This window comes from Wolbachia endosymbiont (group A) of Cephus spinipes (genome assembly GCF_964026895.1).
Lineage (GTDB): Bacteria > Pseudomonadota > Alphaproteobacteria > Rickettsiales > Anaplasmataceae > Wolbachia > Wolbachia pipientis.
In genome coordinates this window covers 685,028-701,085 of the sequence record NZ_OZ034713.1, presented here as the reverse complement: position 1 = coordinate 701,085, position 16,058 = coordinate 685,028, and the positions used below count along the sequence as shown (strand labels likewise).

Annotated in this window: 14 protein-coding genes and 1 pseudogene; 6 read left to right on the top strand and 9 right to left on the bottom strand. The window is 34.1% G+C overall.

All coding sequences use genetic code 11. From position 1 onward, the window contains the following. Positions 1-14: 14 nt before the first annotated feature. Positions 15-944 (top strand): glutathione synthase, encoded by a 930-nt coding sequence (gshB, locus tag AAGD59_RS03320; protein ID WP_015589118.1) that lies wholly within the window; start codon positions 15-17, stop codon positions 942-944. Here gshB and murG read toward each other — a convergent pair. After that, positions 929-1,960 carry an undecaprenyldiphospho-muramoylpentapeptide beta-N-acetylglucosaminyltransferase gene (gene murG / locus AAGD59_RS03315; protein WP_015589119.1) on the bottom strand — a complete coding sequence of 344 codons (1,032 nt, stop codon included), beginning with the start codon at positions 1,958-1,960 and terminating at the stop codon, positions 929-931. The genes gshB and murG overlap by 16 nt on opposite strands. A gap of 69 nt (positions 1,961-2,029) precedes the next feature. Between murG and AAGD59_RS03310 the strand changes: the two genes are divergently transcribed. Beyond that, positions 2,030-2,422: a hypothetical protein gene (locus tag AAGD59_RS03310; RefSeq protein WP_006279962.1), complete on the top strand. Its 393-nt coding sequence runs from the start codon at positions 2,030-2,032 to the stop codon at positions 2,420-2,422. Between the two features lie 5 nt (positions 2,423-2,427). Here the strand turns inward: AAGD59_RS03310 and lpdA are convergent, their stop codons facing one another. From lpdA to AAGD59_RS03295, 3 genes and pseudogenes are all read right to left on the bottom strand, one after another. After that, complete coding sequence (gene lpdA, locus AAGD59_RS03305) at positions 2,428-3,801, bottom strand: dihydrolipoyl dehydrogenase (RefSeq protein ID WP_015589121.1); 1,374 nt, start codon at positions 3,799-3,801, stop codon at positions 2,428-2,430. A gap of 75 nt (positions 3,802-3,876) precedes the next feature. Further along, positions 3,877-4,197, bottom strand: a pseudogene (locus AAGD59_RS03300) (transposase); the annotation flags it as partial. A 433-nt stretch (positions 4,198-4,630) separates the two neighbouring features. Next, entirely contained in the window at positions 4,631-4,798 is a 168-nt protein-coding gene (locus tag AAGD59_RS03295) for a hypothetical protein (RefSeq protein WP_153296805.1), read from the bottom strand. Between the two features lie 700 nt (positions 4,799-5,498). Here AAGD59_RS03295 and AAGD59_RS03290 point away from each other — a divergent pair. The 4 genes from AAGD59_RS03290 to AAGD59_RS03275 all read left to right on the top strand — a co-directional run bounded on the left by AAGD59_RS03290 (position 5,499) and on the right by AAGD59_RS03275 (position 8,718). Further along, positions 5,499-7,586 carry a hypothetical protein gene (locus tag AAGD59_RS03290; RefSeq protein ID WP_015589122.1) on the top strand — a complete coding sequence of 696 codons (2,088 nt, stop codon included), beginning with the start codon at positions 5,499-5,501 and terminating at the stop codon, positions 7,584-7,586. Between the two features lie 191 nt (positions 7,587-7,777). Continuing rightward, the gene (locus AAGD59_RS03285; protein ID WP_007548762.1) at positions 7,778-8,107 is read left to right on the top strand and encodes a transposase; all 330 of its coding nucleotides are present in this window, start codon (positions 7,778-7,780) and stop codon (positions 8,105-8,107) included. After that, positions 8,091-8,291: a hypothetical protein gene (locus AAGD59_RS03280; RefSeq protein ID WP_010082383.1), complete on the top strand. Its 201-nt coding sequence runs from the start codon at positions 8,091-8,093 to the stop codon at positions 8,289-8,291. The genes AAGD59_RS03285 and AAGD59_RS03280 overlap by 17 nt, the downstream gene beginning before the upstream one ends. Before the next feature lie 19 nt (positions 8,292-8,310). Further along, on the top strand, positions 8,311-8,718 hold the full coding sequence (locus tag AAGD59_RS03275; protein WP_051062209.1) for a transposase: 408 nt from the start codon (positions 8,311-8,313) through the stop codon (positions 8,716-8,718). Positions 8,719-9,012: 294 nt separating this feature from the next. Here AAGD59_RS03275 and AAGD59_RS03270 read toward each other — a convergent pair whose 3' ends face one another. From AAGD59_RS03270 to coxB, 5 genes are all read right to left on the bottom strand, one after another. Next, complete coding sequence (locus tag AAGD59_RS03270; RefSeq protein ID WP_015589123.1) at positions 9,013-12,138, bottom strand: AsmA-like C-terminal domain-containing protein; 3,126 nt, start codon at positions 12,136-12,138, stop codon at positions 9,013-9,015. Continuing rightward, positions 12,131-12,568, bottom strand: a complete 438-nt coding sequence (gene rnhA, locus AAGD59_RS03265) for a ribonuclease HI (RefSeq protein WP_015589124.1) — start codon at positions 12,566-12,568, stop codon at positions 12,131-12,133. The genes AAGD59_RS03270 and rnhA overlap by 8 nt, the downstream gene beginning before the upstream one ends. 176 nt (positions 12,569-12,744) lie before the next feature. Then, entirely contained in the window at positions 12,745-13,632 is an 888-nt protein-coding gene (locus AAGD59_RS03260) for a heme o synthase (RefSeq protein ID WP_015589125.1), read from the bottom strand. 1 nt (position 13,633) lies between these two features. Next, on the bottom strand, positions 13,634-15,184 hold the full coding sequence (ctaD, locus tag AAGD59_RS03255) for a cytochrome c oxidase subunit I (RefSeq protein ID WP_015589126.1): 1,551 nt from the start codon (positions 15,182-15,184) through the stop codon (positions 13,634-13,636). 15 nt (positions 15,185-15,199) lie between these two features. Beyond that, the gene (gene coxB / locus AAGD59_RS03250; protein WP_015589127.1) at positions 15,200-15,964 is read right to left on the bottom strand and encodes a cytochrome c oxidase subunit II; all 765 of its coding nucleotides are present in this window, start codon (positions 15,962-15,964) and stop codon (positions 15,200-15,202) included. Positions 15,965-16,058: the final 94 nt, after the last annotated feature.

The window sequence follows — 16,058 nt, the reverse complement described above, 5'->3', positions numbered from 1 at the left end:
GGTAGAGAACATAAATGAAAATTGCCTTTCAGATGGATGAAAATATAAATTTTGAAACTGACACTACATTCGTGCTAATAAAGGAAGCACAAAGGAGGAAGCACGAAGTTTTTGTCTATGCTCCTAACAATTTAGCACTAAAGCTAAACCATCCAATTGCTCTGGCTCAGAAAGTCAGCGTTGATGATTTTAGTTTTATCTCTAAAGAGGATGTAGCAATCAACTTGAATGAAATGGACATCATATTTATCAGACAGGATCCACCCTTTGATATGCGTTATATTACAACAACATATATCTTAGAAAAAACCAGCGCATTGGTAATTAACAATCCAACAGAAATAAGAAATTGTCCTGAAAAATTGATAACTTCATTATTTCCAGAGCTAATTCCGCCAACTTTGATTACTGAAAATATATCAATGATTAGAGATTTCTACTACAACTATCAAGATATTATTCTGAAGCCATTGTATAGTTATGGAGGAAACGATGTGATAAGAATACAAGATGAGAATAGTATTCAAGTAGTAGTGGATCTCATGATAGCAAAATACGAATGCCCTGTGATTGCACAATCATTTTGTAAAAACATAGATAAAGATAAAAGAATATTGCTACTTTATGGCCAACCAATTGGTGTAATGAAACGAATTCCAAAAATCAGTGGAGAGATCAGAACAAACATGCGACTTGGAGCAAGTTTTGAGCCCGCTCAAATGAACGATAGAAACAATGAAATATGTAACAAAATTGGTCCTGAATTAAAGAAAAGAGGGCTAATATTTGTTGGTATTGATATTATAGATGACTTCCTGCTCGAAATTAACACAACTTCACCCACGGGAGTAGTTTATATCAATAAATTGTATAATATATCGCTAGAAAAGGATCTTTGGGACGTGTTTGAAGAAAAAGCAAGCAGCCATCAACTAAACCTGTGAACAATCACCTTAACAAACTCAGTAGTCCCATTCTTTATCCCTGTTTTTTCTGTACTATTGGTCATATCACGCAATTTTTGAGAATTATTTAATAGATCAAATAGTACCTCTGTTAGATTTTTTTTTGCTTCACTATTCTGCTCAACTATTATAGCTGCTCTCGAGTCTTCAATATATTTTGCGTTATAAAATTGGTGATTATCTTTTGAGTAAGGGTAAGGAATATATATAGCAGAACGCCTAGCAAGAGTGATCTCTGCTATTGAAGTTGCTCCTGCTCTGCTAATTACCAAGTGAGCATTGGCCAGTCTATTCTCCATATCATCAAAAAATTCACTCAATTCACAATCGATCTTTTCACTTTTGTATAGACTTTTGACCTTGTTTACATTTTTCTTCGTACATTGCTGCGTCACTCTAATTTTCTTTTTCATTTTAATAGGTAAATCACAAATTACGCTGCTTACTACATCATCAAAAAAATTTGCACCTTGGCTGCCTGCTATGACCAATATATTTAGGATTTTCTCAGTGCTAGAATGGCTCTGTGCTTTTATATCAACAAAATTTCCTGTAAAAATACATTTATTGCCCTCTGCATATTTAGTCTCCGGAAAGCTGGTTGCAATTAATTTTGCACTCTTGAAAAAGAATCTATTTACTCTCCCTAAAACTGTGTTTTGTTCATGTAAAATTATAGGTATAGAAAGAACTCTTGCTGCAAGAAGAGTTGGAAAAGAAGCATAGCTACCAAAACCAATGACCGATTTTGGTTTTAATTTTCTTACTTGATACAGTGCTAACATAGAGCTGTATATCAAGAAAAGGAAAAACTTAAATTTGTTGCTGCTTGGTCTACGTAATGGTAAGGTGTAGCTTTCTATGTCGGTATTTTTATTTGTTTTTTTATCAGTGAATAATATGCAATTGTATCCTTGTGTCTTTAGTGCTTTTGCTAAAGCTATGGCCGGAAAGATATGCCCACCTGTGCCACCTGTTGCTAAAATAATATCCATCTGTAAATAATAAATCCTAGATTGTTAACTGTTATTTAACAATTTGCACGTAGAATTTTATTAAGCGTTATGATAGTTGAGTTAAAAATGCCTAAAAGTAATAGTAAAAAAGAACCTAATGAGAAAAATAAACCTCAAGAACAAAGAGAAGGCAGAAGCGGAGGTTTTTTAGAACTGCTAAAAAATATAATAAAAATTCTTTTCAATTCGGTCGTTGACCTACCTGAGCACGAGCAGCATAATAAAATGAAAAGCACTAATCTACAACAAGGTTTGGATACTAAAGGAAAAGGCCCAGAAGATCTTCATCCAAAGGCAAAGCTTGAAGTTAAAGAAGCAGCTAAGGGATTGAAAGAAGAGTTACAGAATTCTGATGCTGGTGGTAATCAATCTATTGAAACTAAAGTGCCTAATCAAACTACTACTCAAGACATTGACAACTCTAAAACGATGGAACGTTAGTTCAACTATTTAACATCTGCAGCAAGCACTGATTCATGTATCATCTCTGAAATGGTTGGATGAGGAAAAATCGTAGATTTTATGTCGAAGTCTGTTCCTTCTAGTTGCTTTGCAAGAGCAAAATTGCTAATTAACTCCGTTACTTCTGCACCTATCATGTGGCTACCCAGAATTTCTCCGGTTTTTTTATCTATAATCGTTTTCACTAACCCTTCAGTTTCACTGAGTGCAACAGACTTACCATTAAAATTAGAGTGAAATTTTCCTATTTTTATATCATACCCACCTTTTATTGCCTGTTCCTCAGTAAGGCCGATGCTCGCTATTTGTGGATGAGAATAAGTGCAATTTGGTATGCATTCTTTTTTTAACGCATGAGCATTTTTACCAGCAATCTTTTCAATGCAGATCACGGCTTCATGGCTCGCTTTATGTGCTAAACATGGTGGGCCAGCTACATCACCTATTGCATACACATTTGATTCACTAGTTTCATACCATTCATTCGTTTCAATAAAGCCAGAAGGGCTTAATTTAATTTTTGTATTTTCTAAACCTATATTTTCAATATTTGCTTGAATTCCAACCGCAACAATCACCTTATCAAATTCTTTGCTTTCACCACTACTTAGTAGCACTTGAGCAGAGTCTTTACTTTTAGTAAGAGCTTTTACGCTACTGTTTGTATATATTTTTATCCCCTGTTTTGTGAATATTTCTTGTGCTAAATCTGAAATGTCCTTATCCTCCAGCGGCAAAATAGTGCTCTTTATCTCTATGATTGTTACATCAACCCCCAAAGTACTATAAAAACTTGCAAATTCTATTCCAATTGCACCAGACCCTATAATTAGTAGCGATTTTGGTAATCTCTCTGGAGTCATAGCGTGCTGCGCATTCCATATTAAATCTCCATCTGCCTCTATTCCAGGCAGATTCCGTGCCCTCACGCCTGTTGCTAAAATGATATGCTTGGAAACAATTTCTTGTTCTTCCTTATCGCTAACGACTTTTATAGTACCATTGCCTGCAAGTTTACCAAAACCTTGATGAACTTTGATATTATTTTTTTTCATCAAATATGCAACACCGCTTGACAATTTATCAACAACGTTTCTTGAGTATTTCACTATTGATTGTATATCAAAATTCGCTCCCTTTACTTCTATACCAAACTCTTTTGATCTTTTTATTAGCCTATAAACCTCAGATGCTCTAAGCAGTGATTTTGTTGGTATACATCCCCAATTTAAGCATATACCGCCTAAATTTTTTTCTTTTTCCACAATTGCAGTTTTAAACCCAAGCTGTGCCGCCCTAATTGCCGCTATATAACCACCAGGACCGCTACCTATAACCGTAATATCATACTCATTCATCAGTTTTCTTCGTATTCAAAAAGATTATATATAACAGATGGAACCCATACAATCAATGGTCTGTCATCTACCGTCTTAAGAGTCAAGATAAAAGTTGTTATTTTTTATCATGGCATTTAAACAAACGATAATTTTTCTCATGACAGCAACTAATGCAACCTTAGCAGCTTTGCCAGAATCAACCAAACGCTGATAAAACGCTTTCATTTTTCTGTTGTGGCGCATAGCAACAAGAGCTGACATGTATAGTGCTTTCCTTGCATAAAACCTGCCTCCTTTGATTTGAGCTTTGCCAACTTTTCTTCCACTTTCACTAGTTTTAGGTGCAACTCCAACTAAGCATGCAATTTCTCTATTCTCTAATCTACCAAGCTCAGGCACCTCTGTCAGTAGAACGCTCGCCGTCTTTGACCAATACCTTTATAGCTGATTAAAAGCTCATTTTTTCCTTTCAATTCAGGGTCAGAATCTATTGTGTCTTCTATGTCTTGCCTAATTTCTTTCAATTGTTTTTCAGCAAACCCTATCTGTCTTTCTATGTATTCTCTAGCTTTTCCCGTCGCACTTTGCAGGCGACACTTGTTTGCATGAATTGCATCATTTAAATTACGCTCAACTGCCCCCAGCTCCTTTAATTCCTCTTGCTTTTGTGAAATTATACATCCTTTTACTTCACCGTCTTTACTGACAAATTCAGCGTATTTTTCCAGTAATTTAGCATCTAACTTGTCAGTTTTTGCAAAATGATTGCAAGCTTTGGCAAATGCATATACCCGATTCGGGTGAGCTTTATGGACAGTTATCTTGCAACAATTTTATAATGAGCTTTTCATAGCCACCAGTTTACATATAACTTGATGGGTAAATCGACTATATTTGTTTCTATAAACTTAGATATAGCATCACTCACGTTTGCTATGCGCTTATGCTTGCCATTAATTGAGATGTCCAATGCTTCCTTGGAAACATCTACTCCCATGAAAATTATTCTAGCCATTTTTGTACCTATAAATATAATCAAACAATAATGCAAAATGCTGTATACAGGATTGTAATTCGATCTTTTAGATCCACCTACCGTTCGTACTACATTTTGCTTTAAGCCTTACTATTACCCACAAATAAAAACATAATATTGTATTTACTCAAATAATTTAATTTTATTAACCTGAAAGCTTATTAGACTAAAATTATTAAACTAAGAGTTATAATTTTAGCAACTAAAAGCTGTAAATTGCACCATATAAACAGTTATTTCAAGCAAAAGTTATGCCATTAAGAGCTATGCAACAAACATTTATATTTGTGGGTAATAGTAAGATCTAAATCCGATAGAGCATTGTTGGCACACCATCAAAAGTCGCCTCAGACCTCTAATGCATCAATGTACAAACTTACACCTTTTAGTTGGTAATACCATTTTAGACGTTTATCATTCGTTTTAGAAAATACTATAGTAGCGGAATGACGAATTTTTGTTTTTCAAATTGTCAGTAAATCTAAGTCAGTTTAGCTATATAAAACATAGTATAAAAAGAGCTATTTTAGCAAAATTTTAAACAAATAAAGTTAATTACTTCACAATTGATACCTTACGAGAAAAGCACATTTGATACAGATTTAAAATACAAGTTAACGAATTATTATGATTTTTACCAAGATAATAATATAGTAAGGTTTGGTAGTGAGGTATCAAAATGGAAAAATACACCAACGCATGGTTTAATAAGAAAGATAATCATGATTGTGCAAATGATGGCACTTGCGGGCAATCTATAAAGGATTTTAGGATTGGTAATTCTGATATTTCTTTTTTTGATAGTAACAAAAACTTAATTGCCAAAGTACCTAAACTACCAAAGTATTCTAGTGATAAATATGGGCATCAATTGTATAAAGAAGCCGAGTCAAAGCAGTTCAATTATTTTTCCACAAATATACATGATGTTTTGTCTAACAGCTTTACCGTTAAATACGGGTATATAAATTGTACTATAAAATACGACAACTTATCTGAGCAGGAACAAAACCAAATAGAAACAGACATTAAAACTGCCTATGAGGCATTTAAAGAAAAGTTTTGCTTCAAAGATAGTAGCATAAGTAAAAATATAACGGTTTACATTTTCAATAATAGAAGCGATTATACAAAGTATAACAATCTTCTCGGCATAGATGAAGATGGTAGTCCAGGATATATTACACGAGGAGTAACAGATTGTCAGAATACTCTGACATATAAGCAAAGTGCCATGGATTTTGTTCTGGGTCATGAGCTAGGCCACATATTTCAATTGTGTTTTTCACCATCGGCAACAGTCCAAACTTTGAGTATTCTGGATACTGAACTCATAGCAAATGTTGTTGGACGAGAAGTAGAAGAAAAAAATTATAAAGCTATTTGCAAGCAGATGGGTGTAGATGAATATAAATACGATGGATGGAGTTTTATTTTTAAATACATAGGTACAACTGGTAGTGTATACCGCCTAAACCTTTCAGAAGAAGAGAAATTTCAAATTATACAACGTGTCAAGAGTTCTGGACTAGATGAATATGAAGACCATGGATGGATGTTTAAATTTAAATATAAAGATACAACTGGTAGTATATACCTCAAGGACCTTTCAGAAGATGAAAAATTTCAAATTATACAACGTGTCAAGAATTCTGGACTAGATGAATATGAAGACCATGGATGGATATTTAGTTTTAAATACAAAGGCACCACTTATAACGTAAGATACAAGGACTTTTCAGAAGATGAAAAATTTAAAGCTATACAAAATGTCAAGAATATTCATGAACTAGTAGATGAATATAAAGACCATGGATGGATATTTAGTTTTAAATACAAAGGCACCACTTATAACGTAAGATGCAAGTACTTTTCAGAAGAAGAAAAATTTCAATTTATCAAAGACATTAAGAACTCTCATGAATCGCTCGTTAGTGAATGTGATGGATTGGGGAATGAGAATACAGTTTTATCGATTCACGTTGATGAAAATAAGGAGATAAGTCGAATGTATTTTCGAAACTCCGACAAAAATATATTCAAACAGCTAGATAAGACACTTATAAGCAGAAGTAAGTCTGAAGAAGAGGTAAATGAAAACCGCACGAATCCAGAGCCAGAAGAAGAACAAAAAGGTGATGACTACACAGAGGTTACAGGAATGTTGCAATTTAAGTACAAAGGGACCAATTATGCTATACAACACAGAGGTTACCTTTTAGTAGAAGAAGAAAAACTTCGATTGATTCAAGATATAAAGAACTCTCATGAATCGCTCGTTAGTGAACGTTATAGATTAAATGAAGGGTCATTAAGTCAGAATGCAACTGTAGTAATTTTTGTTGATGAAAACAAGGACATAGAGAAAATGTATTTTCATAATCCAGACAAGAATATGTCCAAATGGTTAGATAAGACACTCATAAGCAGAAGTAAGCCTGAACAAGATGTGGATGACACAGCAGGAAAAGAGCCTGAACCAGAATCAGCCGAAGAGGATACTCAGCAACCCAGTAATTTCTTATCCAATATTTTTTCAGCAATTAAATCCATTATTGATTCTATCTCATCACTCTTTTCATGGTTATTTGGGTCGAAAGAGAAAGAGTCTAATCAACAATCTGATGATAATCCTTCTTTGTTTAAGCTCGATGCTAATGAGTTAGATCACGAAGTTAAGCCTGATGCCAATGAGTTAGGTCACGATGTTAGAGATCACTTATCAGACAATTATAACCATTACAACTCATCTGATGGGCTAATGTAATATAGCTAATTTACAGTATCTGTTCAGATGCATGGCTAATGTACAAATATTGAAACAAAAATTCCAGTGCCCCTGTGATGTCATTCCAGTGCTTGACACTGGGATGGCTTTGTTGCATAGCAACTGAAAAAATCTGGTGGCTACTGACAAAATTCATTATAAAATAGCCATTTAACCTTGAAAGAAAAAATATGCCACAAAAAATGAGGGTCAGTAACCATAGCGAATATAACAAATTTCTAGAAAAAAGAGGAAATATTTTTCATTATATCAACGAAGCCATAGAAAAGTGGTACGAGAATGGTCCAAAAATACCAGGTGGCAACAATATTTATAGCGATAAAGTTGTAATTTTGGTGCACATAATAACTTGTTTATTTAGAATAGGCCTGAGGCAAACAGTTGGGTTTATAGCAGGATACCTTGAGCAAATTGGGAAAAATTTGCAAGTTATCAGCTATTCACAATCATCAAGAAGGTTTAAGAAACTCAATATTAAGATCAATGATTGCAGAAAATAATATGGAAGATATCGAAATTGCTATAGACAGTACAGGAATTAGTATATACAACAACACTCCTGGTCATAGCAAAGAAAATAGCGAAGATAGAAAGTATCGCAGCTATGAACAGACAAGAAAATTGCATGTAATGTTGAATACAAACAGCAAAAAAGCCATAGCTGTAAAATACAGTAACGGCTGATCACTATGGAGCTTGTGATTTGCTAAAAGAAGTCGATTTTCAGTATGTCATAAAAGTACTATATGCAGATAGGGCATATGACAGAGAAAAGCTCTATAAGCTGTGTAATCAATATGGTATAAAAACGAAAATTCCTCCGAAAAACAACGCAGCAGAGCATCCAAAGTTAGACTATATGGCTGAGAGAAATTCTGCAGTCAAGCTCATAAAGTCATATGATGAAGATGGTATAAAGAAGTGGAAAAAAGAGATGAGTTATGGAAAAAGATCTTATATAGAAGGTTTTTTCTCGCGATTAAAAAAGACATTTGGATTTAGTTTTAGGAACAAATCTGAAATGAATCGTGAGAGGGAACTGCTACTCAAATGTTATTTGCTTAACAAATTTACTGAAATAGGCATGGCTAAATTTGAGATAGCTTCATAAATTTATTGTGCGTTACCTACTATCCGAAGAGCGATGCAACAAAGCCAAACCAGTGTCACGCACTGGCATGACACCCATTTGTTCCTATAGTTGTCTTTTCTCGTCTACCTTATTTTGCCACTCTGCTGAACAGATACAATTTACAACCACCCCCCTACCCTTTTTAGTTGTTCAGCAAATATAGAGAGGTTAAAGGGAGTGGTATTACTTAAACAACTAAATAAAAAACCAGGTAGATCATTCTGAAATTCTTGCATTTTTGTCCATAATTTTGTTAAATAACTTCCCTTTTGGTCATATCGAACCAAATTTCTTTTTCACACCACCTTTTAAGCCACTTTCGTTAGTTTTTGTCATAATGCGATCAAACACTCCCAATAACCTCTTTAATAGGTTTGGAGTTAGCGAAGAGATAAGATCAACAGATACGTTATTGTTTTTGTCATCACCACTTGCTTTATAGTCTATTGAAACGATTCCCCTACTTTTCCCACCAGTAAGAAGTTTTCCAATTATAGGAATTTTTAACAAAGATTTATTAATTGAATATGCTGGTATTACTTGTCCTGCAACCTGGAATTTATAATTTCTAATATCGAGCTTACCACCAGTGCTAATACCTAACTCCGCCCCTTCAAGCCAAGATTCTTCAATTTCAATAGTGCCATCTTTGTATGAAAAAGGTGCATTACATTTGTAAAAGTATACACCTTCATTTTTTATGGCATTTACAATGCCAGGCAATGAAGACATCGACAATAAAGTAGTAAGTAGTGGAGCATCTTTGATGTAGAAATTGCTAATGGATAACGTACCATAATGTTCTCCACTTTCTCTCTGAGGAGAGAGATAAAAAGACAATTTGCCGTTTTTAATTGATTTACTAATGCCTAAGGAACGCAAAAGCATACCTGAATTATCCGCATATATTTCGAGCCCTATTCCACTGTATTCTGCTAGTATGTTGCTGCTATCTTCCAGAAACTGCCCTGTAAATTGACTTCCATTGCAATTACCTTTAGTACAGGTTACATTCAGCTTAGCATTTTTGATAACGATGCCTTCTTTCATAATTACATTGTCAACATTCATACTAATCTCTATATCTTTATTTAATCCATTACTGTTTTTGCCAAGCAAGCCTAAAATATCACTTAAGTTAATTTCCTCACCATAAATAGTTATGGCATTTTTCTCCTTACCTGATTCAATTTCTATACTAAAATCATTATCAGGCAATTTAAAGCTACTAGAATTTAAATATAAATTTCCATTTTCTACTCTTCCGCTGAATTTTATATCTAGGTCATTTCCTACAATGTCTAATTTATCTACTAACAATTCACCTGCTCCTTTTAACCTTGTAGAAAACAAAATTTTATTGTGATCTTCAAAGCGATTTTTCCACCCTAAGTAGCTTGAATGTGATTCAAATTCTGATAAATCTATATCACCATTAACATACCCCGTCTTATCTTGATTTATCACTGACTCTAAATTTGCACTGACATAGCCACTATCAAAATTAAATATTTGAGCGGGTAAATCTCCGGTCAAATTCCAGGCGAAACTTTCATTCCTATTGCTACTTTTCAGGTCAAATAATAGCTGTGTGTTATTCACCATACCACTACCATTTAAATCTATAAAGTCACTGCCAAAACTAAGCTTAATATCATATTTACCAAGACTTGCATTATAGACGGCCAAATTGTCAATTTCAGAATGAAAATTTGCTGAGAAGTCTACTTTTTTGTCATCAGCATTTAGATTAAAAATGCGAAAATTAAATACGGATTTTGCCATTCCACTTACTTTATCCCTTTCAACCTTCACCACATCATCCAGCTTAAATCTTATAGGCTCATATAAACCATACGCATCACTTACAGCTTTGCCATTAATGGTTAGAACTGAATCTTCCTTATTTAGAGATTTCATTTCAATATCACCACCATTAACAGTGAAATTCTGAAACTTAGCGCTATTTACAGTAATTTCAAGATCGTTATTCTTGATGATCAAATCACCCTTTAATTCCTTTACTTGCTCAAAATCTTCATCAAATTTTACGCTACCGTTTTCTATATCAGCAACAATTACAATGTCTGACAGATCGTCATCAACCAAATTGTTAATTTTGCCATTGAAACTTACAATGGTATTTAAAACATCCCCATCAATATTATCACAATACCAGCTTTTAAATTTACTATTTACTACACTATCTGGTATATAAGTACATAAATCCTTTGCAGCAAACTTACTAATATTAATTCTAAGCAAAGCATGACTTGTACCAAAGTTCATTTTGCCTATTAAAGAGAGATACGTGTCATTTAACTTAAAATGGAAGTTTTTTACACTAATAATTCCATTACTATATGTTAAATTTATATTTACATTAGTTAAGGCCAAATTTTTGTTCAAATAATTTTCTGTATTCAATACGTATATATTTCCATCTACAATTTCATCCTTTTTATTAATTTTCACTGAGAAGCTTCCTTTGAATCCTATATTTTTGTCCAAATTGTAGCTTTTAACTAATGTAGAAAACTCGCTTAATAGTCCCAATTTTAGATCATAAAATGTCCCGTACACATTTAGCAAATTGTTGCGATTTTTTATCGTAATTGATAAATCATCCAAAAATCCCTTTTCATCTTTTGTATTCACATGAATATCTAAAACATTAAAATCTTCCCCCTTCCCTATATACAATTTATCAATAAAAAATTCATCTTCCGTGCCTTTATTAATAGCGATGTTAGTAAATTCAATTTTTGAATCCGCATTTAAGTCAAAAAAAAATTCCCTTATTGTTTTTAATAGATTTTTTGCACTGCTTTCTGTCATCTTGAAATTCTTCCCTGTCATCCCAGTATCTTTTTTTCCTGTCATCCCAATATCTTTTTTTCCTGTCATCCAAGTAGCTTGACTACTTGTTTCTTTTTTTCTAGATTCCAGCGTCACGCGCTGGAATGACACCGAAGGAAGGCGGTTATTACTTAAATAATGATTATCCAAAAGGTCTAATGAGTTTTGCGGATTAACATTAATTTCTTCTCTCTTGATATATACACGCACATTATCAGCTAAAACTTGAGAAAATTTTATGTTACCTTTAAATAAGGAACTTAACTTAAAATGTACAAAAAGCTCAGGAACTTTTATAGTAAAATTAGGGTTTGCTATTGCCAAATCTGTAATGACTAAATACGGATCTTTGCTACCTTTCTGCCAAACAACTGAGGTATTCTCCACATTAACGCTTGAGCCAACAAATATTTTTGATATTTTATGTTTAACATAAAAATTAACATAATTAATATTGATTTCTAAAGGCTTTAAAAAAATAAAGAAGCACAATATGAACAATAAAGCTACGGAAAATAATACAGTAATTTTTTTAAGCATTGATTATTGCTTTTCTTGCTAAACTATCAGCCTCCTCATTATACTTATCGCCACTGTGTGCTTTAACCCACTTCCAATCAATTTCGTGTTGTAAAGCAACGTTGTCTAACTCTTTCCACAATTCCATATTTTTTACTGATTTTTTATTACTTGTTTTCCAACCATTCATTTTCCACTTATTTATCCACTCTGTTATGCCATGTTTAACATAGAGACTATCCGTATATAAATTAATATTACAAGAAAATTTCAATACTTTCAGCCCATTGATCACCGCTGTTAACTCCATTTTATTGTTTGTGGTATTTTCTTCTCTACCATAAATGTCTTTTCTATAATCTTGAAATAATATGATAGCTGCCCATCCTCCCGCTCCAGGATTACCAGAACACGCCCCATCCGTATATATTGTCACTTCCTTTTTGCTCATCTTTAACTGTAATGAATTAATAAAGTATATAGTTGCTTCTATGAAAGCACAATTTCTAAAGGTAGTTTAAGCTGCACCTTTAAATTTTATTATAGAAACAAAAAAAAGTGTGACAACGAGCATTACCAAAAGGAAAAGTAAAAAATAGTTTTTATGCTTCTGCCGTTCTTTCATAATTAAAATAAATCAATAGAACAAAAAATAATACTGGCGAATAGGGAAAATAGATAAGAAATTGAATAAGAAAACATTTTTTTCTGTGAGCTGTGGTTCTTGAATCTGAGAATTGATATAGCGTACCAAATAAAAACGCACCCTTCAAAGGTTGCCATGCTTAGATAAAGTAAAGCCTTTTTCAAGAATAGAGCTGGAAGCAAGCTAGTTAGCACCAGCAAAACACTATAAATTAATATATATTTTCTTGTTTTCTTCGGACCATAAACAATATTGAACATTGGAATCGATGCCTTTACATAGTCTTCAGACTTATTTAAAGATAGGGCCCAAAAGTGTGGTGGAGTCCACATAAAAATTACTAAAAATAAAATGAAACTTTCCCAACTTACAGAATTAGTCACAGCTGCCCAGCCAATCATTGGAGGGAAAGCACCTGCTGCACCACCGATAACGATATTCTGCGGAGTGCGTCTTTTGAGCCAGATCGTATATACAAAAACGTAAAACAATATGCTGATTGCAAGTAAAGCAGCAGAAATATAGTTTACTGCTATTGCCATGATAAATACTGATAATATTCCAAGAGTGATACCAAATTCAAGCGCGCTTTCTGCAGAAACTCTACCTGAGGGTATAGGGCGGTTTTTTGTCCTTTCCATGAGCAGATCTATATCTCTGTCATACCACATATTTATAGCACCTGCAGATCCTGAGCCAAGAGCAACACATATAAGAGATATTAATGCTAGAAAAGGATGCATACCACCTGGTGCAGCAACCATACCGGCAACTGCAGTAAATACCACAAGATACATTATCCTTGGCTTCAGCAAACGCCAAAAATCCAGTATTGTTGATTCAACATTTAGCAAAACACTTGTGTACATTCTATTTTACCACTGGTGGCTTTTCGAAAGTATGAAAAGGCGGTGGTGAAGATACCGTCCATTCCAAGGTGTCACCTTTCCAAGGATTATCTCCAGCTTTCTTGCCCCATTTGAAGAGATGTATAACTATAAACACAAAAAACATAACTGAAACAAAGGACATATATGAGCCAATTGAGGATATATAATTCCAAGGGATAAACGCATCAGGATAATCAGGTATACGTCTTGGCATACCAGCTAATCCCAAGAAATGTTGAGGTAAAAAAGTGATATTGGTGCTAATAAAAGTAAGCCAAAAGTGGATTTGACCTAAGCGCTCATTATATTGTTTACCCGACATTTTACCAATCCAATAATAAAAGCCAGCAAAAGCTCCAAATAATGCAGCAAGTGACATGACATAATGGAAGTGAGCAACAACATAATAGGTGTCGTGCAAGAGCTTATCTATTCCACCATGAGAAAGAATTATTCCCGTTATGCCACCGCCAACAAACATGAAAATAAAACCTAGTGCAAATAGCATAGGGGTCTTAAACTCAATTGCTCCACCCCACATAGTTGCAATCCAGCTAAAGACTTTTACACCAGTTATAACACCGATAAAAATTGTGGTAGTGCTAAAAAATGCAGCAGCGTCAGCACTAAGCCCAACAGTGAACATATGGTGAGCCCAAACCATAAAGCCAAATACTGCTATACCTATCATTGCATAAACCATCCCTATGTAACCAAATACAGGTCTGTGAGAAAAAGTTGATACAACCTGACTTATGATGCCAAATGCAGGAAAAATAATTACGTAAACTTCTGGATGACCAAAAAACCAAAATAGATGTTGAAATAACACAGGATCGCCGCCACCGGCAGGATCAAAAAAGGAAGTACCAATATTGCGATCAGTAAGAAGCATAGTTATAGCACCGGCAAGCACTGGTAAGGCAACAATCAACATAAATGCTGTTAACAAGACAGACCAAACAAACAGTGGCATCTTAGTTAATGACATGCCTTTTGCGCGCATGTTAAATATAGTAACTATAAAGTTGATCGCCCCAACAATTGACGACATACCAGCAACGTGGAGTGCAAGTATAGCAATGTCAACTCCTGCACTTGGATGGGACATTACCTGTGATAAAGGTGGATATAAAGTCCAACCTGTACCTGGACCTTCACCAATAAACACTGAGAGAATGAGCAAAATAAAAGATGACACTAATAACCAGAAACTCAAATTATTCATACGAGGAAACGCCATATCTGGTGCGCCAATCATGAGAGGTACAAACCAGTTACCAAATCCTCCCATGAGGGCTGGCATTATCATAAAAAACACCATTATCAACGCATGCCCTGTAACCATTACGTTATATAATTGATAGTTATTGTTAAGTATATTAATGTGCATTAGCTGAGTGCGAATAATCACCGATAATAATCCACCAATAATTCCAGCTAATATGGAAAAAATAATGTACAGTGTCCCTATATCTTTATGATTGGTGGAAAACAACCAACGCTTTATGCCCTTTGGTACGTCACTCATATCTATACTCCAAATTTAACTCACTAATTTTCTATTTTCAATCCACTTATTAAAATCTTCTTTGCTTACTGCTTCAACAACAATTGGCATAAATCCATGGCCTTGACCACACAATTCGTAGCACTGCCCATAATAAACACCAGGCTTTTTGATATTAAACCACGCCTCATTCAGCCTACCTGGTATCGCATCAATTTTTACACCAAAAGCTGGTACTCCCCAGCTATGTATAACATCTCCTGCTGTAACTTGTAAACGAACGTTAGCATTAACGGGTAAAACGATGTTGTTATCAACAGAGAACAGCTTTAAATCTCCTTCGATAAAGTCTTCTTTTCCCTTAATATAACTATCAAATGACACACCTTGATATTCTGGATATTGGTAACTCCAATACCATTGATGGCCAATAACTTTCAGTGTTATATCAGCTTTCGGTATTTCTTCCTGTAGCTTCAGTAATTTAGCGTTTTCAAAGGCTAATATACCAACAATGATAGTTGGTATAACAAACCAAATAATTTCTAAAGGAACACTATGGGTAGTTTTACTTATGTTTGTTACTTTGCTTTTACGAAAGCGAAACGCTATATAAGCAAGCAGCGCCCACACAAAAAGCATTATTGTAACCATCACAAGCATCACAAACGAATGTGACCTAACTACAGCCTCCATTACTTCAGTTGCAGGAGCAGGAAATCCAAATTGCCAGGAAGTAGGAGCAGAGGCAACAGATATATTTGAGTAAAATATTATCAATAGTGCAAATAACTTCACCATATCTTTTGTTTGTTTGCTATAAAACTAAGTGATATACTGTATAATAGTATATATAAACTTACTATGCAAATAGAGATTAGTGATGGTTAATAAT

Excerpts from the sequence above, each read along its gene's own strand:
- gshB (WP_015589118.1), top strand. The coding sequence starts at position 15 with ATGAAAATTGCCTTTCAGATGGATGAAAATATAAATTTTGAAACTGAC.
- murG (WP_015589119.1), bottom strand. The coding sequence starts at position 1,960 with ATGGATATTATTTTAGCAACAGGTGGCACAGGTGGGCATATCTTTCCG.
- AAGD59_RS03310 (WP_006279962.1), top strand. The coding sequence starts at position 2,030 with ATGATAGTTGAGTTAAAAATGCCTAAAAGTAATAGTAAAAAAGAACCT.
- lpdA (WP_015589121.1), bottom strand. The coding sequence starts at position 3,801 with ATGAATGAGTATGATATTACGGTTATAGGTAGCGGTCCTGGTGGTTAT.
- AAGD59_RS03295 (WP_153296805.1), bottom strand. The coding sequence starts at position 4,798 with ATGGCTAGAATAATTTTCATGGGAGTAGATGTTTCCAAGGAAGCATTG.
- AAGD59_RS03290 (WP_015589122.1), top strand. The coding sequence starts at position 5,499 with ATGGAAAAATACACCAACGCATGGTTTAATAAGAAAGATAATCATGAT.
- AAGD59_RS03285 (WP_007548762.1), top strand. The coding sequence starts at position 7,778 with ATGCCACAAAAAATGAGGGTCAGTAACCATAGCGAATATAACAAATTT.
- AAGD59_RS03280 (WP_010082383.1), top strand. The coding sequence starts at position 8,091 with ATGATTGCAGAAAATAATATGGAAGATATCGAAATTGCTATAGACAGT.
- AAGD59_RS03270 (WP_015589123.1), bottom strand. The coding sequence starts at position 12,138 with ATGCTTAAAAAAATTACTGTATTATTTTCCGTAGCTTTATTGTTCATA.
- rnhA (WP_015589124.1), bottom strand. The coding sequence starts at position 12,568 with ATGAGCAAAAAGGAAGTGACAATATATACGGATGGGGCGTGTTCTGGT.
- AAGD59_RS03260 (WP_015589125.1), bottom strand. The coding sequence starts at position 13,632 with ATGTACACAAGTGTTTTGCTAAATGTTGAATCAACAATACTGGATTTT.
- ctaD (WP_015589126.1), bottom strand. The coding sequence starts at position 15,184 with ATGAGTGACGTACCAAAGGGCATAAAGCGTTGGTTGTTTTCCACCAAT.
- coxB (WP_015589127.1), bottom strand. The coding sequence starts at position 15,964 with ATGGTGAAGTTATTTGCACTATTGATAATATTTTACTCAAATATATCT.